A 21822-nucleotide genomic window follows, 5' to 3' on the forward strand; every position below is an offset into this window, starting at 1 on the left:
ACCCGATCCCTGATCGCCTACGACCACTAACCAAGATCGGAATTACTCATCTAGACCGAAAGTGGTGTCGTCGAAGAGGCACTCTAGCCGCCGATCGCCTTCCGCGGGGGGATCGAACGGGTATCTATCTCGATCGGGTAGTTACTAGCTGGCATCGTTGTACCACGTTCGGAGTAATAAACTGCCCGTGGCTAACGCGTCGCAGAGTGCCAGCGATATGACCTTTTTGGGGGCAGGCTGCTGCGCGTGCATACGGACCGTGCATCTGCTCACGAACTGTGTTCTACAGCGTTCACCGATTGGACGAGCGGGGTCATCAGATCGACTGACGTGAACTCTTTGCGCAGCGTAGGCGGCTCGTGTGGATCTACGGAGAGCCCCCGCCCGGGATCGCCAGGGTGACCGGAGGCCGCGGGACCGAACTCTATCGACGCCGCCGTCGGCCGCGGAGTGAGGGCTACGTCACACTCGGCGCGTCGCGGGGGTCGTTCAGCCGCTCTGGCGGTGGCCGAACAGCGAGACCCCGACCGGCGGCAGCCCGGCCACGCTCGACATCAGCTGGCAGAACGCCTCGCCGTGCGGGCGCAGGTGCTGGTCCGACGGCGTCCAGGACGCCCGCAGCTCCAGGTCGTCGGTGCGGGCCGGGCCGCTGATGTCGCCGAAGCGCGCCGACGAGGTCTCGGTGACCGTGCCGCCCAGCGCGGTGAAGGACGCGCCGGAGGTCTCCAGCGCGTCGGTGAGCCACGACCAGCCGACCGCGGGCAGGAACGGGTCGCTGGCCAGTTCCCGGTCGATCTCCGCGCGCACGTAGACGACCATCCGCAGCACCCCGTCCCAGGACTCCGGGCCCTCCGGGTCGTGCAGCAGCACCAGGCGGCCGGTGGCCGTCACGTCCGCCGGACCCGTCGCGTCGCAGCTGAGCGCGTAGGACCAGGGGGCCAGGCGCTGCGGCGCGCGCACGGGTTCGAGGGTCATCTCCGGCCGGGGCCGGATCGCTTGCAACGCCGCGACAGCTTCACGGAACATCTCGGGCGCATGCGTCATCGCGGTCACAGCCCGACTGTAGGACGGCGAACGGGCACCGGGCGGCAGACGCGCCGAGGGAAGGGGCCCCAGGGCCGCGTGGCACCATGGTTGACGATGTCCACTACTGCGCAGTCGCGGCCACGCACGGGCCGCCGGGACCTCGCCGGGTCCCCCTTCCTGACGGCCGCCCGCGGCCGTCGTCCCGCGCGTCTGCCCGTCTGGTTCATGCGCCAGGCCGGCCGCTCGCTGCCCGAGTACCGGGCGCTGCGCGAGGGCGTGCCGATGCTCAAGGCTTGCTTCGACCCGGAGATGATCGCCGAGATCACGCTCCAGCCGGTCCGCCGCCTCGGCGTGGACGCCGCCATCTTCTTCAGCGACATCGTGGTGCCGCTGGTCGCCGCCGGTATCGACGTCGACATCGTGCCCGGCACCGGGCCCGTCGTGGCGGAGCCGGTGCGCGACGCCGCCGCCGTCCGCCGCCTGCCCGCGCTGGAGCCCGAGCGGCTCGAGCCGGTGCTGGACGGCACGCGGCTGCTCGTCGAGAGGCTGGGCCAGACCCCCCTGATCGGGTTCGCCGGCGCGCCGTTCACGCTCGCGTCCTACCTCATCGAGGGCGGCCCCAGCCGCAGCTTCGAGCGCACCAAGGCCCTCATGCGCTCCGAACCCGAGGTGTGGCACGACCTGGCCGGACAGTTGGCCGAGATCGCGGTGACCTTCCTGCGGGGCCAGATCGAAGCCGGTGCGGACGCGGTGCAGCTGTTCGACTCCTGGGCCGGCGCGCTGACGCTGCGCGAGTACCGCGAGTTCGTGCTGCCGCATTCGGCACGCGTGCTCGGCGCGGTCGCGGACCTGGACGTGCCGCGCATCCACTTCGGCGTCGGCACCGGCGAGCTCCTGACCGCCATGCGCGAGGCCGGGGCCGACGTGGTCGGCGTCGACTGGCGCGTCCCGCTGGACGAGGCCGTGCGGCGGCTGACCGCGCACGGCGAGCCCGTGCCGGTCGTGCAGGGCAACCTGGACCCGGCGCTGCTGCAGGCGTCCTGGCCGGTCATCGAGGCCGAGGTGCGCCGCATCGCCGCGGAGGGCCGCGCCGCCGCCGGGCACATCTTCAACCTCGGCCACGGCGTGCCCCCGGGCACCGATCCCGACGTGCTGGCCCGCGTCGTCGAGCTCGTCCACAGCCTGGAGGGCTGATGCACGTCGCGGTCGTCGGCGGGGGCGTGTCGGGCGCGGTCGCGGCGTACCGGCTGCGCGGCGCGCTCGGCGACGGCGCGGCGATCACCCTCGTCGAGGCCACGGACAGCCTCGGCGGCAAGCTGCGCACCGCGGAGGTCGCGGGCGTGCGCTACGACGTGGGCGCGGAGGCCTTCCTCGCCCGGCGCCCGGAAGGCGTGGGACTGGCCGCCGAGCTCGGGCTGGAGCTGGTCCACCCGGCGAAGGCCCGCTCGACCGTGCGCGCCGGGGGCCACCTCGCCCCGTTGCCCGGCCGGACGCTGATGGGCATCCCGGGCTCGCCGGACGCGGTCGCGGAGGTGCTCTCGGACGAGGGCCGGGCGCGCGTGGCCGCCGAGCCGGACCTGCCCCCGGTGACGCTGGAGGCCGACACCGCGCTGGGCGCCCTGCTGCGCGAGCGGTTCGGCGACGAACTCGTCGACCGGCTGGTCGACCCGCTCCTCGGTGGCGTCTACGCGGGCGGCGCCGACGGTCTCGGCTTGCGCGCCACCGTCCCCGCCCTGGCCACCGCGATCGACCGTGGCGCGCCCTCGCTGACCGCGGCGGCGGCCGGGTTGATCCCGTCCCAGCCCAGCAGTGCGCCGGTGTTCGGCACCCTGCCCGGCGGTCTCGGCACCCTCGTCGACCGGCTCGTCGAGCTGGCCAAGCCGGACATCCGCCTCGGACGGCCGGTCACCGCGCTGCGGCGGCGGGAGCGCGGCTGGCAGCTGGAGATCGGCGACGAGCTGATCGACGCCGACGCCGTCCTGCTCGCGGTGCCCGCGCCGGCGGCCCGCAAGCTGCTCGACGGTGTCGCGCCGGCCGCGTCGTCGGCGCTCGGCGAGGTCGAGCTGGCGTCCATGGCGGTCGTGGCGATGGCCCTGCCGCCGGGCACTGAACTGCCGGACGCGTCGGGGGTGCTGATCGGGGCGCGGGAACGCCGCGCCGACGGCGAGCCGTTCGCCGCCAAGGCCTTCACCTTCTCCACCCGCAAGTGGCCGCACCTGGACACCGGCCCGGTGCTGGTCCGCGGCTCGGTCGGCCGCTTCCGCGACCCCGGCGCGCTGCACCGCGACGACGACGACCTGGTCCGCCTGGTGCGCGACGACCTCGCCGAGCTGACCGGGATCACCGCCGAGCCGCTCGATGTCGTGGTGACCCGCTGGGGCGGCGGGCTGCCGCAGTACGGGCCGGGTCACCTGGACCTGGTCGAGCGCGCCGAGCGGGCCGTCGCCGAGGTGCCCGGGCTGGCGCTGGCCGGGGCCGCCCTGCACGGCGTCGGGGTGCCGGCGTGCATCGCGACGGCCACCGCGGCCGCGACCCGCATCACCTCACAGCTGGTGCGCTAGCAGCCGGTTTCCGGGCAGTGCCAAGATGGGGGCATGGCGCGGCTGAACTACCAGGAGCTCAACGACACCATCCGCTACACCGCCTGGTCGGTGTTCCGGGTCGAGCCGGGGCGGCTCCCCGAGGATCGCGGCCAGGCCGCGACCGAGACCACCGAGTACCTCGACGCCCTGGAGGGCAAGGGGGTCGTGGTGCGCGGCGTGTACGACGTCGCCGGGCTGCGGGCCGACGCCGACTACATGATCTGGTGGCACGCCGAGACCCCGGAGCAGGTGCAGGCCGCCTACACCGGGTTCCGCCGCACCCCGCTGGGCCGGGTGTCGACGCCGGTGTGGAGCCAGTTCGCGCTGCACCGCCCCGCGGAGTTCAACCGCAGCCACATCCCCGCCTTCCTGGCCGGGGAGGAGGCGCGCAAGTACGTCTGCGTGTACCCGTTCGTCCGCTCCTACGAGTGGTACCTGCTGCCGGACGCCGAGCGCCGCAAGATGCTCGCCGACCACGGCAAGGAGGCCCGCGACTACCCGGACGTGCGCGCCAACACGGTGGCGTCGTTCGCGCTGGGCGACTACGAGTGGATCCTCGCCTTCGAGGCCGACGAGCTGCACCGCATCGTCGACCTGATGCGGCACCTGCGCGGCACCGAGGCGCGGCGCCACGTGCGGGAGGAGATCCCGTTCTACACCGGCACGAAGGTCGTCCCGGCCGAGCTGATCCTGAACCTGCCGTAGGTGTTCGGCGCGCTGTGGCGCGATCTGACCGGTGAGGCGCCCGGCCCGGTCGAGATCACCGGCCCGGAAACGGTGCTGCCCGGGCCGTACCGGGTGGCGGCGGCCGCGTCGATGAGCGTCGCGGCGGCCACCCTGGCCGCCGTGGAATTGTTGCGGCTGCGTGGAATCGACCCCGGTGCGGTGTCGGCCGACACGCGGCACGCCGCGGCGGCGTTCTCCAGCGAGAAGCTGGTGCGGGTGGACGGCGAGCCGCCCGGGGACGCGTGGGCGCCGCTGTCCGGCGACTACCGCGCGGCCGACGGCTGGGTCCGGCTGCACTGCAACTACCCCCACCACGCTGCGGCGGTGTGCCGCGCACTCGGGGTGGCCGAGGACCGCGCGGCGGTGGCGTCGGCGGTCGCCGGACGGGACGCGTGGGACGTGCAGGAGGCGGTGGTCGCCGCGGGCGGGGCGGCGGCAGCCATGCGCACCCGCGAAGAGTGGCTGGACAGCGCGATGGGGCGGGCGCTGGACGGACCGCTCGTGGTGCAGGAGCTGGTGGGGACGGCCCCGGCGCGGCCGCTGCCGGAGTCGCCGCGGCCGCTGGGCGGGGTGCGGGTGCTGGACCTGACGCACGTGATCGCCGGTCCGGTCGCCGGGCGGGTGCTGGCCGCGCACGGCGCGGACGTCCTGCACATCGGGGCCGCGCACCTGCCGGTCGTGCACCCGCTGGTGGTCGACACCGGAATGGGCAAGCGCTCGGCGCACCTGGACCTGCGCACCGAGGCCGGGCGTTCCGCGTTGTGGGGTCTGATCGGTTCCGCGGATGTCGTGTTGCAGTCGTTCCGGCCGGGCGCGCTGGCCGGGCTGGGGTTCACGGCGGAGCCGCTGGCGGCGGCGCGGCCCGGGATCGTGCTGGTGGAGCTGAACGCGTGGGGCTGGGAGGGCCCGTGGCGGGGTCGGCGCGGGTTCGACAGCCTGGTGCAGATGGCGTCGGGAATCGCTTGGGGCGCCGAGGAACCCCGGCCGTTGCCCGTGCAGGCGCTGGACCACGCGACGGGCTGGCTGGCCGCTGCTGCCGCCATGGTCGCGCTGCGGAACCGGGCCGTCGAGGGCGGCAGCAGGCGGGTGCGCCTCGCGCTGGCCCGGACCGGGCGGTGGCTCGACGGACTGGGCCGGGTGCCTGGTGGATCCACTGTGGACTTCTCGGATTTCCTTGCCGAGACCGGGAGTGAGTTCGGCTTGGTGCGTCACGTGACCTGTCCGGGTGGGATGGTGCCGCGTCCGATGTGGACTTCCGGGCCGCCGCTGCCGGGGAGTGCGGTCGCGGAGTGGCTTTAGCGCGGTCCTGGGAGTAACGCACCCTGGCTGGCCCGCTCCCGTCGCTGCAGGATCGGGGGCTGATGGCAGCGGTAGGAGGGAGCGGGACGGCTGGACGGCAAGGTCGCGTTGATCACGGGCGCGTCGGGTGGGATCGGGGCGGCCACGGCGGCCCTGTTCGCCCGGGAGGGGGCGCGGCTGGTGCTGGGTGATGTCACCGGGAGCGGGCCGGAGCGGGAGGACGCGCTGCGCGTGCACCTCGACGTCTCCTCGGCGCGGGACTGGCAGACGGCCCTGGCCAGGACGGCGGAGCGCTTCGGCAGGCTGGACGTGCTGGTCAACGTGGCGGGAATCGTGGACTGGCCGGGCATCGAGGACACCGCCGAGGCCGATTGGGACCGGGTGATCGCGGTGAACCAGAAGGGCACCTGGCTGGGCATGAAGACCGCGATGCCGTTGCTGCGCGCGAGCGGGAACGCGTCGGTGGTCAACGTGTCGTCGATCCTGGGCATCATCGGCGGCGGGTCGGCCGCGGCCTACCACGCCTCGAAGGGCGCGGTGCGGCTGCTGACCAAGACGGCGGCCGTCGAGTACGCGACGAGGGGGGTGCGGGTCAACTCCGTGCACCCCGGCGTCATCGCGACACCGATGATCCAGGACATCCTCGACACCGAGGGCGACCAGCAGGCCGACATCCTGCGCACCCCGATGAAACGAGCGGGCACAGCGGACGAGATCGCCGCGGCGATCCTGTTCCTCGCCTCCGACGAGTCGTCCTTCGTCACGGGCGCGGAGATCGTCGTCGACGGCGGCATCACGGCGCACTAGCGTGGTTGGCGTGGCCGTCGGTCAGCGGGTGAAGCGGGACCACCAGCGCCGCCGGGGGAGTTCGCCGCGCTCGGCGAGCCAGGCGGCGAAGTTCGCGGCGTCCTGGCGGTAGCCGGTGCCGTCCGTGCGGGGTGTGGCTTCGGCGTAGGCGTCGAACAGGGGGCGGAACCGGTCGCCGAGCAGGCGGAAGAGATCGGGCCTGAGGTCGGCGACGATGGAGCGGCGCTTGGCTCGCAGGGCGAGCACCTCGGCGGCCACCCGGCCGGGGTCGAAGCCCGCCGGAGGAACCCCGCCGGCCAGCAGGGCGCGCAGCAACTCAGCCTGCCGGGCGGCGAGTTCTTCCCGGCTGGTCACAGGTGCTCCCGCGTCGCGGTCAGCGGGGCGTGCAGTGGTTGGCTTGGCGGGCCGCCGCGGTCGTTCCGGCCGCTCACTGGTACTCCCGGGGCGTGGCGGGTTCGGTGGCCGGCCGGGCGCGCAGCCGTTTGGCTGCTGGGTGGCGAGTTCTTCCCGGCTGGGCACAGGTGCTTCCGGGTCGCGGTGGGTTCGGCGGCCGGCGGGTCGTGTGGCAGTTCGGCTTGCTGGGTCGCGAGTTCCTTCCGGCCGCTCACTGGTACTCCCGGGGCGTGGCGGGTTCGGTGGCCGGCCGGGCGCGCAGCCGTTTGGCTGCTGGGTGGCGAGTTCCTTCCGGCTGGGCACAGGTGCTCGCGGGGCGGGGTCAGCGGGGCGTGTAGCAGTTGGCTTGGCGGGCCGCCGCGCTCGTTCCGGCCGCTCACTGGTACTCCCGGGGCGTAGCGGGTTCGGTGGCCAACCGGGCACGCAGCCGTTTGGCTCGCCGGGCATCGCGGCCGGTCCCCGGGGGCGCGCAGCAGCTCGGCCCGCTGGGCGGCCAGCCCCTCTCGCCCGCTCACAGGCGCTCCCGGATCGCGGCCAGTTCCGCGGCCAGCTCGTCGTCCGGTGGGTAGGCGCCGTCGCGTTCCAGGAGCGCCCCGGGGGGTTCCCGCCGGCGCCGCAGTTCGCTCAGCAGGTCGAGCACCTCCGGCAGCACCGGGTGGGTGTGCGTGTCGTGGTAGATGCCGTCGGCCTCGACGCCCCCGGCGACGTGCACGTACGCCACCCGCTCCAGCGGCACCTCCTCCAGGAACCTCACCGGGTCCGCGCCCAGGTTCCGCGCGTTCGCGTACAGGTTCGCCACGTCCACGATCAGCAGGCACCCGGTCCGCGACGTCAGCTCGGCCAGGAACGCGGCCTCGCTCATCTCGGCGTCCGGCCACTCCAGCAGCGCGGCGATGTTCTCCAGCGCGAACGGCCTGCCCACGATCGACTGCGCCAGCCGCACGTTCTCCACCAGCACATCGAGCGCCTCCCGCGTGCGGGGGAGCGGCACCAGGTGCCCCGCGTCCAGCCCGCCCGCGCGCACGAAACACACGTGGTCGCTGGCCAGCGGCGCGTCCAGCTCGTCGGCGACCACCGCGAGGTGCTCCACCCGCCGCGTGTCCAGCGGTTCCGCGCCGCCCAGGGACAGTGACACCGCGTGCGGCAACACCGGCAGGCCCCGCTTCCGCAGCTCCACCAGCGCCGCGGGCAGGCGACCCGGGTGCAGGTTCTCGGCGATCACCTCGACCCACTCCACACCCGGCAGCCGCGGGATCGACAGATCGATCTCCGGCCGCCATCCGATGCCCACGCCCAGCCGCTCAACCGCCACCGCAACCACCTCCACCGCAGTCGTCGAGCCCGAGGTCGAACCCGCCGCAAGCCCACCCGGCCCGCCGATCCGGGAGCCGCTCCAGGCCACCGGTCGCAGGAACGTCCTCACCGCCTGGCCCGCGTAGTCGGTGAAGCCGATCGGTCCGAGGCGCTCAGCCACCACCGCCGCCACCGCCGCAACCACCACCGCCGCCGCACGAGCTGCCTCCGCCGCACGAACCGCTTCCGCACGAGCTGCTTCCGCAGGAGCTGCCCGAAGACCCGCAGCCGTAGCCCGACGACGAGCCGGACCAGCCGCCGCGGCGCCGTGGCTTCCGCGGCGGCGGCGCCGACAGCAGCGCCTGCGCGATCGCCTGGTCCGGGTGGCGGGCGAGGCCACCGAGGGCCACCGCCTGCGCGGCCCCGCCCGTGGTCATGCCCGCCACCCGCAGCGCGGTGTCACCGGTCGAAGTCCTGGCCGGGCCGCGTGGCCGCCGGTCGGTGAGCGCCCACAGCAGCCCGGCCGGCAGCACCGCCAGCACGAACGTGCCGTCCGGGAAGGCCAGGAACGCGAGGACCACGACCGCGAAGAGCAGGAGCGTCGCCAGCCGCCGGACGTTGCGCACCGCCCCGGGCGTGACCAGGAGCCCTTGCCCGGCGAGCCGGTCGCGCAGCTCGTCGAACTCGGCGCGGCCCAGCACCGCCGCGCGCACGTCGTGCAGGGTCCACGTGCCGCGGCCGTCGCGCACCGCGGTCCAGACCGCCGCGCTCAGCCGGTCGGCCGGGGCGTGGCCGCCGGTCGTGGACAGCCTCCCGCCACTGCTCACCCGGATCCGCTGCCGCTCCACGAGATCCGCGAGCGCGGTGTCGGTCGCCCGCACCGGGCCGCCCGCCAGGAACCCCAGCTCGATCAGCCCGGGCGGGTGGTGCGGCCCGCCGCCTCGCCGCTTGAGCAGCCGCGAACCGAACAGGCGCACCACCACGGGCAGCACCAGCAACGCGGCGAAGAGCGGGAGGAACGTCGAAGCGGGCAGGCCCCAGAACGCGGGCCCGTCACCGACCGCCAGGATCACCGGACCAGCCACCCCGCCACCTCCGAATCCACCCCCGGACTTGGCCGTTCGACGGACCCGGCCCGGCGGTGGTTCCCAGAACCGTGGCGCCACGCAGCAGTCGGCTCCCCGCGACGGTGCGCCGCGGCGACGGGACGAGCTCGGCCGCCCCGAGGACGAGCACCCCGGCCAGCATCACCGGGATGGCGGCCACCGCGTAGCCGCCGACGAACGTGCTGATCACGACCCCGACCAGCAGGACCCGGGACGCGACCCGGATGCCGGACACGTCGCCGGGCGGCACCACCAGCCCGCGGGCGGCGAGCCCGCGCACCACGTCCCCGATTTGCGGGCTGTCCGCCAGGTGCAGGCGCAGGGTCTGCGCGGTCGCCAGGCCGCGCCAGAACGACACCGCCAGCACCACGGCGATGGCGAGTGGTTCCCCAGGGGACCGCGTCGTCGTGGTGGTCAGCCGGCCACCGGCGTCCACGCGGATCCACCGGCGCGCGACCAGGTCCGCGAGCACCAGGTCGACGGCCCGGCCCGGCCCGCCGGCCAGCACCGCCAGCTCGACCGCGGTGACCCGCTCGGTACCGGGCCGGATCCGGCGGTACCGCAGCAGGACCGGGCCGAGCAGCCGCACCACCGGCGGCACCAGGATCAGCGCCGCGTAGAGCGCGGCGAACTCCCGGGCGGACAACCCCCAGTACGCCCCCATACACCCGCAGGGTAGCGGGCGGGTGCGTGTCGTGGCGCGGGTTTCACTCCGCGGGCACCAGGCGCAGGGAGATCGAGTTGATGCAGTACCGCTGGTCGGTCGGCGTCGGGTAGCCCTCGCCCTCGAAGAGGTGGCCCAGGTGGCTGTGGCAGGTCGCGCACAGCACCTCGGTGCGCACCATGCCCAGCGACCGGTCCTCGCGCAGCAGCACGGCGTCCGAGGAGGACGGGTCGAAGAACGACGGCCAGCCGCAGTGGCTCTCGAACTTGGTGTCGCTGCGGAACAGCTCGGCGCCACACGCGCGGCACTCGTAGATGCCGGTGGTCTTGGTGTCGGTGTACTCGCCGGTGAACGGCCGCTCGGTGCCCGCCTGGCGCAGCACGGCGTACTCCTCGGGGGAGAGCTGCTCGCGCCACTCCTGGTCCGACTTGACCACCTTCGGGGTGGCTCCCACGACGGGTTCCATGCGAGGTTTCATATGCTTCAGGCTACTCGGCGAGCCACTGCACGGCCCGTACCACGATGTCCCACGAGGCGACGATCACGCCGAGGACCAGCAGCACCACGACAGTGGCCGCGATCCACCACCGCAGCCCGCCGACCCGGGTGCTGGACTCGGCGAACTCCGCCACGTTGTGCAGGGTGCCCTCGACCGTGAAACCCGGCTCGCACCGCTGCATCCGGTCCAGGTGCCGCGCGAACGCCTGGGCCTCCGGATCGTCGGGGTCGAGCCCGACCAGGTCGTCGTCGAAGCGCGGGTTGCGGCCGCTCTCGGTCATACCGACCAGGGTAGGTCAGCCGAGTTTCGTGTTCGCGTCGATCCGCAGCCCGGCCCCGGTGTTGACCACGCGCCAGGAGACGCGGCCGACCCCGTCGATCGAAACGGACATGTCGGCGGAACCGTCCGCGTTGGCGCCCTTGTCCGCGCGGATCGAGTTGTAGCCCTCGATCTCGTGCTCGTCCCAGTACTGCTGGAACGCCTGCTGGCTGCCGAACACGGCCTGCGCGGCGGGCGTGAGCAGGCCCCACGCCTGGGGCGATCCCGAGCTGTCGAGGTAGGCCTTGACCACCTGGCCCGCCGAGCCGAAGTCCACCGATCCGGTGTTGGCCGTCTGGCCGAGGTCGGCCGGGGCGGCGCTGCTGGGCGTGCTGGGCGGCGCGGAGGTGGGGGCGGTGGTGCCGCCCGCGTTGGCCTGCGAGGCGCCGCCGTTGGTCTTGTCGCCGCCGTTGAGCAGGACGACCAGCACGACGACGAGTACGGCGACCACGGCCACCGCCGATCCGGCCAGCACGCCCTTGCGCTTCAGCGGGGACTGCTTGGCCTGCTGGGGCGGCTTCGGCGGCGGGATGAACGCGGCGGTCGGGTTGCGTGGGCTGCGCTGCGGCGGGGCGGGCGGCGCGGCGGTGGCGGCGCCGGTGCGCTGCCACGGCGGGCGCTCGCCGGGCGGCGCGGGCGGCGGCACGTCGGCCGCCACGGCCGCGGGCTGGCGGCCACCACCGTTGAACAGCGGCGGCGACACCAGCGTGCCGCCCTTGGTGTCCTTCTCGCCGTTGGCCAGCGCGGCCAGCCGGTCGCGGGCCTCCAGCATGGTCGGCCGCTCCTCGGGCTCGACCCGCAGCAGGCTCATCAGCAGCGCGGTCGCCTTGCCGGACTGGCGCGGCGGGATGACCTGCCCGTTCGCCGCCGTGTAGAGCAGGGCCAGCTGGTTGGAGCTGTTGCCGTAGGGCGGCTGGCCCTCCAGCGCGTGGTAGAGCGTCGCGCCGAGGGAGAAGACGTCGGAGGCCGGCGCCGGGTCGGAGCCGCGCGCCAGCTCGGGCGCGAGGTAGGCCGGGGTGCCGCCGATCAGGCCGGTCTGGGTGAGCGTGAGGTCGCCCGCCGCGCGCGAGATGCCGAAGTCGGTGATCTTCGCGGTGCCGTTGTCGTCGATCAGGATGTTCGCCGGCTTGATGTCCCGGTGCACGATGCCGGCCCGGTGCGCCACGACCAGCGCGGAGGCGACCTGGTGCCCGATGCGCGCGACCTCGGCCAGCGGCAGGGTGCCCTGCTCGGCGATCACCGCGGAGAGGCTGCGCGAGGGCAGGTACTCCATGACGAGGCACGGATCCCCGCCGTGTTCGGCGATGTCGAACACCACGATGGCGTTCGGGTGCTGGAAGCGCGCCGCGTTCTTCGCCTCGCGCATCGCACGCTGCCGCATGCTGTTGCGCTCGGCTTCGGACATGCCCGGCTGAGCGAGGATCTGCTTGACCGCCACGGAACGCTCGAGGCGCTCGTCGACCGCGCGCCACACGACCCCCATGGCGCCGCTGCCGATGTGCTCAACGAGGCGATAGTGCCCTGCGATCAGCTGACCGGTGTCGATGGGACTACTCCTCGGAAACTCTCCGCAAGTGCTGGGTTGGCTCAGCGCGAACGATCTCCTCGCGCACCGGGTCGAGTGTAGCGGGCTGCCCGGTGCGCCCGGCGTAAGCAGTCCCGCGGGCGATTCGGGCCAGGCCAAGGGCCCCGGCGAGTGCGAAGGCACCGTAGCAGGCGAGCAGCGCGGGTGGTGTGCCGCCGGTGAGCGCGTCGCCCAGCACCACCACCGCGACCGTGCCGGGCAGGCTGCCGAGGACGGTCCCGGCCAGGTACGGTCGGAACCGCACGGACAGGATTCCGCAGCAGTATCCCAGTGGCGCGAAGGGAACCAGCGGGATCAGCCGCAGCGACGCCACCGCGAGGACGCCGCCGTCGGCGAGCCGCTCGTCGACCGCGCGCACCACTTTCCGTTCCAGGTGGCGGGACACGAGGTCGCGGCCGACCAGGCGGGCCAGTCCGAAACCGAGCGCGCCGGACACCGCGGTCGCCGTGATGGCCACCACGATGCCGAGCACGTCACCCAGCAGCAGTCCCGCCGCGAGGTTGAACACGGTGCGGGGTATGGGTGCGACGGTGAGTACCGAATAGGCGGCCAGGAACACCAGCGCGGTCACCGGACCCGCGCCCGCGGCCCAGTTGCGCAGTTCCGCGGGGCTCGGCACGGGGAGTGTGAACGCCGCCACGACCGCCCCGGCGAGCAGGACGAGCGCGATGATCATCTTCAGGCGGCGGGGCACGACGTCCACGGTAAGGCACGCGCGGAACCGGCCCGGCGGGGCTACGGTGATCCGGTGGCAGGACGTGGCGAGGCGGTCGAGTACCAGGTCGGCGACCGGGTGGTGCGGGTGTCCAATCCGGACAAGGTGTACTTCCCGGAGCGCGGGATCACCAAGCGGCAGGTCGTGGAGTACTACCTCGCGGTCGCGGAGCCGTTGCTGCGGGCGGTCGGGGAGCGGCCGACGACGCTGAAACGGTTCCCCGACGGGGTTTCCGGCGAGCCGTTCTACGCCAAACGGGTCCCCAAGGGAGCGCCCGAATGGGTGCAGACCGCGCGGATCACGTTCCCGTCCGGGCGCACCGCGGACGAGGTCTGCCCCACCGAGGCGGCGGTGTTCGCGTGGGCGGCCAACCTCGGCACGCTCGACTTCCACCCGTGGCCCGTCCGGCGGTCCGACGTGGACCACCCGGACGAACTGCGGATCGACGTGGACCCGTCGGACAGCTCCGGGTTCGGCGACGCGGTGCGGGTCGCGCTGGTGGTGCGCGAGGTGCTGGCGGACGCCGGGCTGACCGGGTACCCGAAGACCTCCGGCGGGCGCGGGGTGCACGTGCTGGTCCGGATCCGGCCGGAGTGGGACTTCGTGGACGTGCGGCACGCGGTGATCGCGCTGGGCCGCGAGGTGGAGCGGCGCGTCCCCGACCTTGCCACGATCGCGTGGTGGAAGGAGGAGCGCGGCGGCCGCGTGTTCCTCGACTACAACCAGGCGGCGCGGGACCGGACCGTGGCCTCGTCCTGGTCGGTGCGCGGCACCCCGCGGGCGACGGTGTCGACGCCGCTGACCTGGGAGCAGCTGCCCGAGGCCGACCCGGACGACTTCGACGTGCTCACCGTGCCGGACTGGCTGGCCGAGCACGGCGACCCGCACGCCGCGATCGACGACGAGGCGTTCGGCCTGGAGACGGCGCTGGAGTGGTACGCCCGCGACGAGCGGGACCACGGGCTCGGCGAGATGCCGTACCCGCCGGACTACCCGAAAATGCCAGGTGAACCGAAGCGCGTGCAGCCGAGCAGGGCGCGGCCGGAGGGCTGACGGCCGCGCGAGGATGGCGGTGCAGGATGACCGAGAACCCGGCCACGGGCCGGCTGCTCCACCGCTCCGCCGTCGTGTGCGCGCAACTGCTGGTGGTCGCCGCCGCGCTGTGGGTGCTCGTCCGGGTGCTGGCCACGCTCGCCGTCGTGGTGATCCCCGTCGCGCTCGCGCTGCTGCTGGCCGCGCTGCTCGCGCCGGTGGTGACCTGGCTGGCGCGGCACCACGTGCCGAGAGCGCTCGCGACGGCGGTGGTCCTGGTCGGCGGGGTGGCCGCGGTCGGCGCCGTGCTGTGGTTCGTGGTCAAGACCGTGGTGGACAGCCTGCCCGACCTGCGCACCCAGCTCGCCGGGAGCTACCAGGAGCTGCGCGGCTGGCTCGCCTCGATCGGGGTGCGCCCGGAGCAGCTGGACCAGGTGGCGGCCCAGGCGCGGGAGTGGGTGGCGGCGAACCAGCAGTCGCTGGCGAGCGGCGCGTGGAACGCGTTCTCCACCGTCGGATCGGTGCTCACCGGGCTGGCGCTGGCGATCTTCGTCCTGGTCTTCGTGCTCTACGACGGCGAGCGGATCTGGCGGTTCCTCACCCTGCCGTTCCGCGGTTCCGCCCGCCGCCGGGTGGACCTCGCGGGCAAGCGGGCCTTCCACGACCTCACGGCGTTCATGTACGCGCTGATCATCGTGTCGGCGGTGGACGCCGTCGGGATCGGCATCGGGCTGTGGGTCACCGGGGTGCCGCTGGTGGTGCCGCTGGCGACGCTGGTGTTCCTCGGCGGGTTCGTGCCGATGATCGGCGCGTTCGTCACCGGCCTGCTCGCCGCGCTCGTCGCGCTGGTCGCCGAGGGGCCGTTCACCGCGCTGCTGGTCGTCCTGATCGTGATCGCCGTGCAGCAGCTGGAGGGCAACGTGCTGGAACCGATGATCACCAGCAAGGCGGTGCGGCTGCACCCGGTCGCGGTCATCCTGGCGATCGCCGTCGGCGTGCAGCAGGCCGGGGTGATCGGGGCGCTGCTGGCGGTACCGGCGCTCAGCACGATCCGGGCGGTCGCCGCGACGCTGCTGGAGCCGGAACAGGCGCCGGGGCCGGGGTGTTGACCAAGGTGTGAAGCTGTCCGTGCTCGACCGGTCCCGCACCCGCGAAGGCGGCACCCACGCCGAGGCGTTGCGGGAGACCGTCGCGTTCGCGCGGCAGGCCGAGGCGCTGGGCTACCACCGGTTCTGGGTGTCCGAGCACCACAGCGTGCCGGGCGTGGCCGGGTCGGCGCCCACCGTGCTGGCCGCCGCGGTCGCGGACGCCACCTCGGCCGTCCGCGTCGGCACCGGCGGGGTGATGCTGCCCAACCACCAGCCGCTCGTCGTGGCCGAGCAGTTCGGGGTGCTGGAGGCGCTGCACCCGGGCCGGATCGACATGGGGCTGGGCCGGTCGGTCGGGTTCACCGGTGGCGTGCGGCGCGCGCTCGGCCACGACAAGGACGACGCGGACCGGTTCGGCGAGCAGGTGCGGCTGCTGCTCGGCTACCTCGACGGCACGCAGGACGAGTTCCCCGGCGTGCACGCGTTCCCGGCGGAGGGGCAACCGATCCCGGCGTTCCTGCTGGCCACCGGGGCGGGCGCGGACCTGGCCGCCGAGCTGGGGCTGCCGCTGGTGATCGGCGCCGTGCGCGGTGAGGGGCGCATGATCGAGGCGATCGGCCGCTACCGCGAGTCGTTCGTCCCGTCGGTCCGCTGCCCGGCGCCGTACGTGATCGTCTCGGCGACGATCGCGGTGGCCGCGACGCGGGAGGCCGCGGAGCGGTTGCTGGTGCCGGAGGCGTGGTCGGCGGCGTGGTCGCGCACGCACGGCGTGTTCCCGCCCCTGCGCCCGGCGGCGGAGATCCTGGCGGGCCCGATGACCGACCGGGAGCGCCGCTACTTCGACGACGCCCGGGAGGGGCAGATCGCCGGCACCCCGGCGGAAGCCGCCGCGGCGCTGGAGGGGCTGGTGGAACGCACGGGCGCGGACGAGGTCCTGGTGACCACGAGCACGTACGACCGCGCGGAGATGCTGGAGTCCTACCGGCTGCTGGCGGAGGCGGTTTCCGCAGGCAGTGCCGCTGGTGTGGCTGGCTGGTAGGAGCCGGGTGTCCGGCTCATCGTGGGATGGGCGTGCGGCTCAGCCGGGTTAGGCGGCTCGCGACCGTTTCCGGCGCGACGCGGCTGGACGGTAGGGCGCTGCGTCTGCCGGGCGGGGCCGATCTCGGCCGCCGGGCTCGTCGTGGGGTTCGGCGGGCAGCCCGGCCGGCGTTGGGCGGCTTCGCGGCCGTTTCCGGGCGCGGTGCGGCCGGTGCGGCCGGGGTGGCCGCACGGTGAGCCGCCCCTGCGTCCGGCGGGCGCAGCCGGTGCCGGTGGGCGTGTAGCTCAGCCGGCAGTACGTGAAGCGTCCGGCTCCGCGGGCAGCGCCGCCGGGGTCTTCGGCGTCCGGTAGTACAGCGCGACCGCCAGGAACACCGCGAACGTCAGCCAGATGTAGGCGTTCTGGAACAGCCACTCCAGCCCCGCCGGCTTGAACGCCAGCACCGTGTCCGCCTCGAAGCCGATCAGCGGCAGCACCCCGCCGGACGTGACGAGCGCGGCGCCGGCCAGCCCGATCCACCCCAGCACCGATCCGCGGAACGCCAGGTTGCCCAGGCAGATCAGCAGCATCGCCAGCCACACCCAGTGGTGCACCCAGCTGTACGGCGACACGGCCGTCGTCGCCAGGCCGCACAGCGTCGCCGCCACCAGTTCCTCGCCTCGCGCGGCCAGCCGTCGCGCCAGCAGCAGGCACACCACGGCGGTCGCGGCCGCGGCGAGCAGCCACACGATCTGCATCCCGCCGGTCACCCCGGTCGCCCGCGCGAAGAACCCGCGCAGCGACTCGTTCGACGGGTTCTCCGGCACGCCGACCCGCGTCGGGTCCATGAACGCGCCGGACCAGAACGTCACCGAGTCGTGCCACAGGAACGCGAACCCGACGGCCACGGTGACCACGAACGTGCCCATCGCGACGATCGCCGCCCGGTACCGCCGCGTCACCAGCAGGTACAGCACGAAGAACGCGGGCGTCAGCTTGATCCCGGCGGCGATGCCGATCAGCGCGCCCTTGACCTTCGACGAGTCCGGCAGCGCCAGGTCGAGCAGCACCAGCGTCATCAGCAGGATGTTGATCTGCCCGAACGCCATCGTCTCCCGCACCGGCTCGCACCACATGAGCAGCGCCGCCACCGGCAGGCTGAACAGCACGAGCCGCGCGTCGCGCCGGAACCGCAGCAGCGACAGCGCCGCCCACACGCCGACGGCCAGCATCGCGTAGTCACCGAGCGCGCCCACCCACGTGAAGAGTTCACCCTTCAGTGGCGCCAGCGGCACGAACAGCAGCGCGGCGAACGGCGTGTAGACGAACTCCCACTGCCCGCGGATGTTGCCGAGCAGCGGCGTGTCGTAGACCGACACGCCGTCCAGGACGCGCTCGCCCGCGATCCGGTACACGCCCAGGTCCAGCAGGTGCAGCAGCGCGGGGAGCTGGGCCAGGACCTCTCTGACGTACCAGAAGCCGGCGCCCGCGCCCAGCACGAGGACCGGCCAGACGGCGATCCAGGGAATCGGTCGTCGCGCGCTGTCCCGGGGCGCCGGCGCCACAGCCGGCGTCTCGACCGCGGAAGACGGCACAGTCACTCCCAGTACTCAGTGGTCCGGCGGATGGAGGACAAGCCTAAACGGGGCCCGGGCAGGGTCCCCTAAGCGGGGCAGAGCGTGCCGTCGGCGGGGACCTTCCCGTCGACCAGGAACGCCCGCACCGCCTCGGCCGCGCACGGCGAGCCGAGCGCCCCGTGCCCGGCGCCCTGCCACGCGACGCGCACCGCGCTCGGGATCTGCTGCGCCGCCCGCACCGTGCCGGTTTCCGGCGTGACCGGGTCCGTCAGGGTGCTGGTGACCAGGACCGGCGGCAGCCCGGACGTGCCCAGCGTCGGCAGCGACTCGGTGCGCGCCGGCCACGGCAGGCACCACGCGAGCCGCTGCGTCACCAGCCCGCCGAAGACGGGGTAGCGGCCGCGCAGCTGCGTGGTCAGCCCGGCGATCTGGTCGGCAGGCATCCGCACGACGGTGTCGTTGCACTCGGTGGCCAGCGTGGCGTCGAGGCGGGACGGCGCGACGTCCGAGCCGTTGAGCATCGGCGAGACGAACGCGGCGAGCCCGCGGACGTCGCCGGCCCGGCCGGCGTCCAGCGCGCGGGCCAGCTCGCTCCAGCGGGTGCGGTCGGCGAGCCCGGTGACCACGGCCCGCAGCGCCGTGCCCGCGCCGAACACCGCGCCGCCCGGCAGCACCTGCGGCGCCGCGCGCAGCCGCTCCACCACGGCGTTCACCGTCGCGGCCGCGTCCTGGCCGACGGCGCGACCGTAGGCGTCCAGGGTGGCCTGTTGCGCGGCGGCCAGGTCGCCGAGCACCGTGACCGTGTCGCTGGACGGGTCCGGGATGCCGTCCATCACGAACCGGCCAACGCGGTCCGGGAACCGGGCGGCGTAGGAGATCAGCACCTGCGAGCCCTCGCCGTGGGCGAGCGCGTGCAGCTTCGGCACGCCCAGCTCACCGCGGATCTCTTCGAGGTCGCCCGCGGTGCGCCAGCTGTCGAAGGCCTGCTGCGCGCCGCCGAGGTCGATCGCGCACTGCTGCCCGGCCTTGCGGGCGGCGTCCAGCAGCGGTTCCAGGTCGTCGTCGGCCGGGTCCTGGTTGAGCAGCTGGCTGCGGGTGTCCTCGGGCACGCACGACAGCGGGTCGGACTCGCCGGTGCCGCGCCGGTCCACCCCGATCAGCGAGAACCGCTGCAGGAGCGCGGGCGGCAGCACCGACGCGAGCCGCGCGGCGTAGAGGGTGCCGGGCTCGCCCGCGACGTCGTTGACCACGACCAGCGGGATCGCGCCGTTGCCCGCCTTGAGCACGGACACGCGCGTCTGCACACGCCCCGGCAGCGCGGGATCGTCCAGTGTGGACATCACGGTGCCGCAGCTGAACCGCAGGTAGCCGGGCGCCTCGGCGCCGAGGCGGTTGCGGGTCTGGGCGTCGCAGTCGGCCCAGTCGAGCCCGGGCGAACGCGGCTCGGTCAGCGGCGGCAGCGGCACGTCCGTGGCGGAGCTGGCCGGCGCGGAGGACACCGGCTCGTCGTTCTCCACGACCGGCGGCCGTTTCGACGGCCCCGCCGTGCAGCCGGCGAGGAGGGCCGGCAGCAGCACAGCGAGCACGAGACCACGGCGCGGCACGACGTTCCTCTTTCCCTTGGTGCGTGTTCGCCCCCGAGGTTCGCACGAGGCCCGTTTGCCCGTGGTGAGCGGGGTCGGTGCGCTCAGACGCCGTGGACGTTGAACCCGCCCATGCTGAAGCCGCCGGAGCCCGCGGTCCCGGTTCCCCCGGGCGTGTAGTGGCGGGGCGCGGACGTCCGCCGGGACGCCGGCGGGTCCGGTTCGGCGGGCAGCCGGTCCAGCACGCGGCGGGCAGCGGCCACCACGTACGGGGCGTCGGGCTCGTGCACCGCGCTCAGCAGCATTTCGCGGAGCTGACGCTGGTCGTAGCGAGCCTCGAGCCCGGGCCGGACGTCCACGAGGGCCAGGATGACCACCCACGGCAGATCCCGCCCGTCCCGGACGTTGCGGTCGCCCTCGGCCGCCATGACCTCCCGCATGGCATCCCAGATCTTCTCGCGCCACAGCGGGCTGAGGTGCCACGCGCGCTCCAGCGCGGTGCGCGCCCGGTCGGCCGCCTCGTCGTTCCGGGCCTGGCACATCACCCGCACGAGCGTCTCCGGCGAGCGGCGGTGGCGGCGGCACAGGTGGGCCGCCGCGAGGACGGCCAGCCGTCCCCGGCTCCGCAGCGCGTGACGTTCGATCCGGCCTGCCATCAGCGGGTCCGCTTGACCTCGCCGTGGAAGACGGCGTCCAGGTCGTAGCGGGCGACCTCCTCCAGCTGGGCGTACGTGCACGACTCCGGCTCACGGTCCGGGCGCCACCGGATGAACTGCGCGGTGTGCCGGAACCGCGACGGCTGCCCGCCTTCGGTGTGCTCGTAGGCGACCTCGGCGACCCGCTCGGGCCGCAGCGGCACCCACGGCTGCTCGGTGGAGCGCCACCGCGTGATGCCGCCGGGCAGGCGCTGCCCCTCGGTCGTGCCTTCCAGCCAAGGGTGCCCGCTGCCGTCGGTGATCAGTTCGGCGAACTCGGCCGCCAGCTCCTTGCGCCGCTTCACCGGGAACGACCCCACGACGCCGGGGTGGTGCAGCACGCCGTTGTCGTCGTACAGCCCGAGCAGCAGCGAGCCGACCGCCTCGCCGGGGGTGGAGTCCTTGTGCCACCGCAGCCCGGCCACCACGCAGTCCGCGGTGCGGGAGTGCTTGTACTTGATCATGATCCGCTTGCCCGGCTCGTATCCGGCGTCCAGCGGCTTGCCGATGACCCCGTCCAGCCCGGCGCCCTCGAACAGCTCGAACCAGTGCCGCGCGGTCGCCGGGTCGGTGGTCGCGGGCGTGATGTTCAGGTCCTGCCCGGCGAGCTTCGCCAGGCGCTCCCGCCGCGCGCTGGTCGGCTCGCCGAGGAACGCCTCGTCGCCCAGCGCGAGCAGGTCGAACGCGACGAACGTGGCCGGCGTCTGCTCGGCGAGCAGCCGGATGCGGGACTCGGCCGGGTGGATGCGCTCGGTGAGCGCGTCGAAGTCCAGGTGTCCCTCGCGGCCGACGACCAGCTCGCCGTCCAGCACCACCCGTTCCGGCAGCCGCGGCGGCAGTTGCGCCAGCACCTCCGGGAAGTACCGGTTCAGCGGCTTCCCGGCGCGCGACTGCAGCGTCAGCTCGTCGCCGTCGCGGAAGACCAGGCAGCGGAAGCCGTCCCACTTCGGCTCGAACAGCAGCTCGTCGGAGTCCGGGATCGACTTCGCCGGTTTCGCCAGCATCGGCTGGATCGGCGGGGTGAGCGGCAGCATTCGCCCACTTTAGAGGCGACGGCGGTACCGGAGCATCGTGAAACCGTCTTCCACCAGGATCGATGCCAGATCCATGTCCCGGGCCTCGCTCGCCATCCGGCCGATCGCGATGCGGTCCGCGCCGCCGCCGGCCAGCAGCGGCGCGACGGTCAGGCACAGCTGGTCGACCAGGTCCTCGGCGACGAGCTCGCCGAACAGGTGCGGCCCGCCCTCGCAGTTGACCCGGAGCAGCCCGCGGTCGGCGAGCTGGTCGAGCGCGCTGCGCAGGTCGATGGTCTCCACGCCCGCGATGAGGAGGTCCGCGCCCGCGTCGGCGAGCGCCTTCCGCCGGTCCGCGGGGGCGTGCTCGGTGGTGATGACGATCGGCGGCACCTTCGTGTCGGTGAACAGCGGCGCGGCCGGGTCGAGCCGGGCGCTGCCGGTGACCACGGCGATGGGCGGCACCTCGGCGAGCCCGAGCCGGGCGCGGCGCTCGCGGCGTTCGGGGGTGGTGCGCGCGCCGCGGTAGTTCTCCGCGCGGACGGTTCCGGCGCCGGCCAGCACGACGTCGGCGAGCAGGCGGCCGTGGAAGAAGATCCGCTTGTCCGCGGGCCCGGACAGGCCCTCGGACCGGCCTTCCAGCGTCGAGGCGCCGTCGGCGGAGGAGGTGAAGTTGGCCTGCACGAACGGCCGGTCCAGGTCCTCCGGGTAGCCGTAGATCCGGTCCAGGTCGTCGTCGGTCACGTCGTCGAGGGGGTCGGGCCACAGGCTGCGCACGATCTCCATCACATCACGCGGCCGCC

22 protein-coding genes are annotated in these 21822 nt (G+C 74.0%); 8 read left to right on the forward strand and 14 right to left on the reverse strand.

Translation table 11 applies throughout. The features are described from left to right. Positions 1–489: 489 nt before the first annotated feature. Positions 490–1053, reverse strand: a complete 564-nt coding sequence (locus L2C96_RS16775; RefSeq protein WP_027935123.1) for a DUF3000 domain-containing protein — start codon at positions 1051–1053, stop codon at positions 490–492. Positions 1054–1140: 87 nt separating this feature from the next. Between L2C96_RS16775 and hemE the strand changes: the two genes are divergently transcribed. The 5 genes from hemE to L2C96_RS16800 all read left to right on the forward strand — a co-directional run bounded on the left by hemE (position 1141) and on the right by L2C96_RS16800 (position 6440). Continuing rightward, a complete protein-coding gene (gene hemE / locus L2C96_RS16780) occupies positions 1141–2220 on the forward strand; it encodes a uroporphyrinogen decarboxylase (protein WP_237336861.1) in 1080 nt (359 codons plus the stop codon). After that, the gene (hemG, locus tag L2C96_RS16785; RefSeq protein WP_237336862.1) at positions 2220–3587 is read left to right on the forward strand and encodes a protoporphyrinogen oxidase; all 1368 of its coding nucleotides are present in this window, start codon (positions 2220–2222) and stop codon (positions 3585–3587) included. Before hemE ends, hemG begins: the two co-directional genes overlap by 1 nt. 33 nt (positions 3588–3620) lie before the next feature. Next, a complete protein-coding gene (gene hemQ / locus L2C96_RS16790; RefSeq protein WP_017983668.1) occupies positions 3621–4313 on the forward strand; it encodes a hydrogen peroxide-dependent heme synthase in 693 nt (230 codons plus the stop codon). Then, positions 4314–5633 (forward strand): CoA transferase, encoded by a 1320-nt coding sequence (locus tag L2C96_RS16795; protein WP_237336863.1) that lies wholly within the window; start codon positions 4314–4316, stop codon positions 5631–5633. A 108-nt stretch (positions 5634–5741) separates the two neighbouring features. Beyond that, the gene (locus L2C96_RS16800) at positions 5742–6440 is read left to right on the forward strand and encodes an SDR family NAD(P)-dependent oxidoreductase (RefSeq protein ID WP_237336864.1); all 699 of its coding nucleotides are present in this window, start codon (positions 5742–5744) and stop codon (positions 6438–6440) included. A 21-nt stretch (positions 6441–6461) separates the two neighbouring features. Here L2C96_RS16800 and L2C96_RS16805 read toward each other — a convergent pair whose 3' ends face one another. From L2C96_RS16805 to L2C96_RS16845, 8 genes are all read right to left on the reverse strand, one after another. Then, a complete protein-coding gene (locus L2C96_RS16805; protein ID WP_020422375.1) occupies positions 6462–6794 on the reverse strand; it encodes an SCO6045 C-terminal-like domain-containing protein in 333 nt (110 codons plus the stop codon). A gap of 550 nt (positions 6795–7344) precedes the next feature. Further along, positions 7345–8145, reverse strand: a complete 801-nt coding sequence (locus L2C96_RS16810) for an MbnB/TglH/ChrH family RiPP precursor modification enzyme (RefSeq protein WP_237336865.1) — start codon at positions 8143–8145, stop codon at positions 7345–7347. A 154-nt stretch (positions 8146–8299) separates the two neighbouring features. Beyond that, a complete protein-coding gene (locus L2C96_RS44495; protein ID WP_308191157.1) occupies positions 8300–9211 on the reverse strand; it encodes a TIGR04222 domain-containing membrane protein in 912 nt (303 codons plus the stop codon). After that, positions 9180–9896: a TIGR04222 domain-containing membrane protein gene (locus L2C96_RS16825; RefSeq protein WP_237336866.1), complete on the reverse strand. Its 717-nt coding sequence runs from the start codon at positions 9894–9896 to the stop codon at positions 9180–9182. Before L2C96_RS16825 ends, L2C96_RS44495 begins: the two co-directional genes overlap by 32 nt. A gap of 43 nt (positions 9897–9939) precedes the next feature. After that, complete coding sequence (gene msrB, locus L2C96_RS16830) at positions 9940–10362, reverse strand: peptide-methionine (R)-S-oxide reductase MsrB (RefSeq protein WP_020422371.1); 423 nt, start codon at positions 10360–10362, stop codon at positions 9940–9942. 22 nt (positions 10363–10384) lie between these two features. Then, on the reverse strand, positions 10385–10675 hold the full coding sequence (locus L2C96_RS16835; RefSeq protein WP_020422370.1) for a hypothetical protein: 291 nt from the start codon (positions 10673–10675) through the stop codon (positions 10385–10387). A 15-nt stretch (positions 10676–10690) separates the two neighbouring features. After that, positions 10691–12244, reverse strand: a complete 1554-nt coding sequence (locus tag L2C96_RS16840) for a serine/threonine-protein kinase (protein WP_272882764.1) — start codon at positions 12242–12244, stop codon at positions 10691–10693. A gap of 19 nt (positions 12245–12263) precedes the next feature. Beyond that, the gene (locus L2C96_RS16845) at positions 12264–13001 is read right to left on the reverse strand and encodes a TVP38/TMEM64 family protein (protein WP_372491227.1); all 738 of its coding nucleotides are present in this window, start codon (positions 12999–13001) and stop codon (positions 12264–12266) included. A gap of 45 nt (positions 13002–13046) precedes the next feature. Here L2C96_RS16845 and ligD point away from each other — a divergent pair, with 45 nt between their 5' ends. The 3 genes from ligD to L2C96_RS16860 are packed head-to-tail and all read left to right on the forward strand — an operon-like array spanning position 13047 to position 16172. After that, a complete protein-coding gene (gene ligD, locus L2C96_RS16850) occupies positions 13047–14066 on the forward strand; it encodes a non-homologous end-joining DNA ligase (RefSeq protein WP_237336868.1) in 1020 nt (339 codons plus the stop codon). A gap of 26 nt (positions 14067–14092) precedes the next feature. After that, a complete protein-coding gene (locus tag L2C96_RS16855) occupies positions 14093–15154 on the forward strand; it encodes an AI-2E family transporter (RefSeq protein WP_237336869.1) in 1062 nt (353 codons plus the stop codon). Positions 15155–15161: 7 nt separating this feature from the next. Next, a complete protein-coding gene (locus tag L2C96_RS16860; protein WP_237336870.1) occupies positions 15162–16172 on the forward strand; it encodes an LLM class flavin-dependent oxidoreductase in 1011 nt (336 codons plus the stop codon). Between the two features lie 284 nt (positions 16173–16456). On the opposite strand, the gene L2C96_RS16865 is transcribed toward L2C96_RS16860, so the two are convergent. From L2C96_RS16865 to L2C96_RS16885, 5 genes are all read right to left on the reverse strand, one after another. Next, positions 16457–17746 (reverse strand): glycosyltransferase 87 family protein, encoded by a 1290-nt coding sequence (locus tag L2C96_RS16865; RefSeq protein ID WP_237336871.1) that lies wholly within the window; start codon positions 17744–17746, stop codon positions 16457–16459. Positions 17747–17814: 68 nt separating this feature from the next. After that, positions 17815–19332: an alpha/beta hydrolase gene (locus L2C96_RS16870; RefSeq protein WP_237336872.1), complete on the reverse strand. Its 1518-nt coding sequence runs from the start codon at positions 19330–19332 to the stop codon at positions 17815–17817. Positions 19333–19415: 83 nt separating this feature from the next. After that, the gene (locus L2C96_RS16875) at positions 19416–19967 is read right to left on the reverse strand and encodes a hypothetical protein (RefSeq protein ID WP_237336873.1); all 552 of its coding nucleotides are present in this window, start codon (positions 19965–19967) and stop codon (positions 19416–19418) included. Next, a complete protein-coding gene (locus tag L2C96_RS16880; RefSeq protein ID WP_020419989.1) occupies positions 19967–21040 on the reverse strand; it encodes an ATP-dependent DNA ligase in 1074 nt (357 codons plus the stop codon). Before L2C96_RS16880 ends, L2C96_RS16875 begins: the two co-directional genes overlap by 1 nt. A gap of 9 nt (positions 21041–21049) precedes the next feature. Beyond that, on the reverse strand, positions 21050–21805 hold the full coding sequence (locus L2C96_RS16885) for a pyrimidine reductase family protein (protein WP_237336969.1): 756 nt from the start codon (positions 21803–21805) through the stop codon (positions 21050–21052). Between the last annotated feature and the right edge of the window lie 17 nt (positions 21806–21822).

This window comes from Amycolatopsis tucumanensis, from assembly GCF_021654135.1.
Classification (GTDB): Bacteria; Actinomycetota; Actinomycetes; order Mycobacteriales; family Pseudonocardiaceae; genus Amycolatopsis_E; species Amycolatopsis_E tucumanensis.

Bases quoted from the DNA above. Each gene is read 5' to 3' on its own strand.
- L2C96_RS16825 (WP_237336866.1), bottom strand. From the start codon at position 9,896: ATGGGGGCGTACTGGGGGTTGTCCGCCCGGGAGTTCGCCGCGCTCTAC.
- hemQ (WP_017983668.1), top strand. From the start codon at position 3,621: ATGGCGCGGCTGAACTACCAGGAGCTCAACGACACCATCCGCTACACC.
- L2C96_RS16880 (WP_020419989.1), bottom strand. From the start codon at position 21,040: ATGCTGCCGCTCACCCCGCCGATCCAGCCGATGCTGGCGAAACCGGCG.
- hemG (WP_237336862.1), top strand. From the start codon at position 2,220: ATGCACGTCGCGGTCGTCGGCGGGGGCGTGTCGGGCGCGGTCGCGGCG.
- L2C96_RS16855 (WP_237336869.1), top strand. From the start codon at position 14,093: ATGACCGAGAACCCGGCCACGGGCCGGCTGCTCCACCGCTCCGCCGTC.
- L2C96_RS16885 (WP_237336969.1), bottom strand. From the start codon at position 21,805: ATGGAGATCGTGCGCAGCCTGTGGCCCGACCCCCTCGACGACGTGACC.
- msrB (WP_020422371.1), bottom strand. From the start codon at position 10,362: ATGGAACCCGTCGTGGGAGCCACCCCGAAGGTGGTCAAGTCGGACCAG.
- L2C96_RS16835 (WP_020422370.1), bottom strand. From the start codon at position 10,675: ATGACCGAGAGCGGCCGCAACCCGCGCTTCGACGACGACCTGGTCGGG.
- L2C96_RS16875 (WP_237336873.1), bottom strand. From the start codon at position 19,967: ATGGCAGGCCGGATCGAACGTCACGCGCTGCGGAGCCGGGGACGGCTG.
- hemE (WP_237336861.1), top strand. From the start codon at position 1,141: ATGTCCACTACTGCGCAGTCGCGGCCACGCACGGGCCGCCGGGACCTC.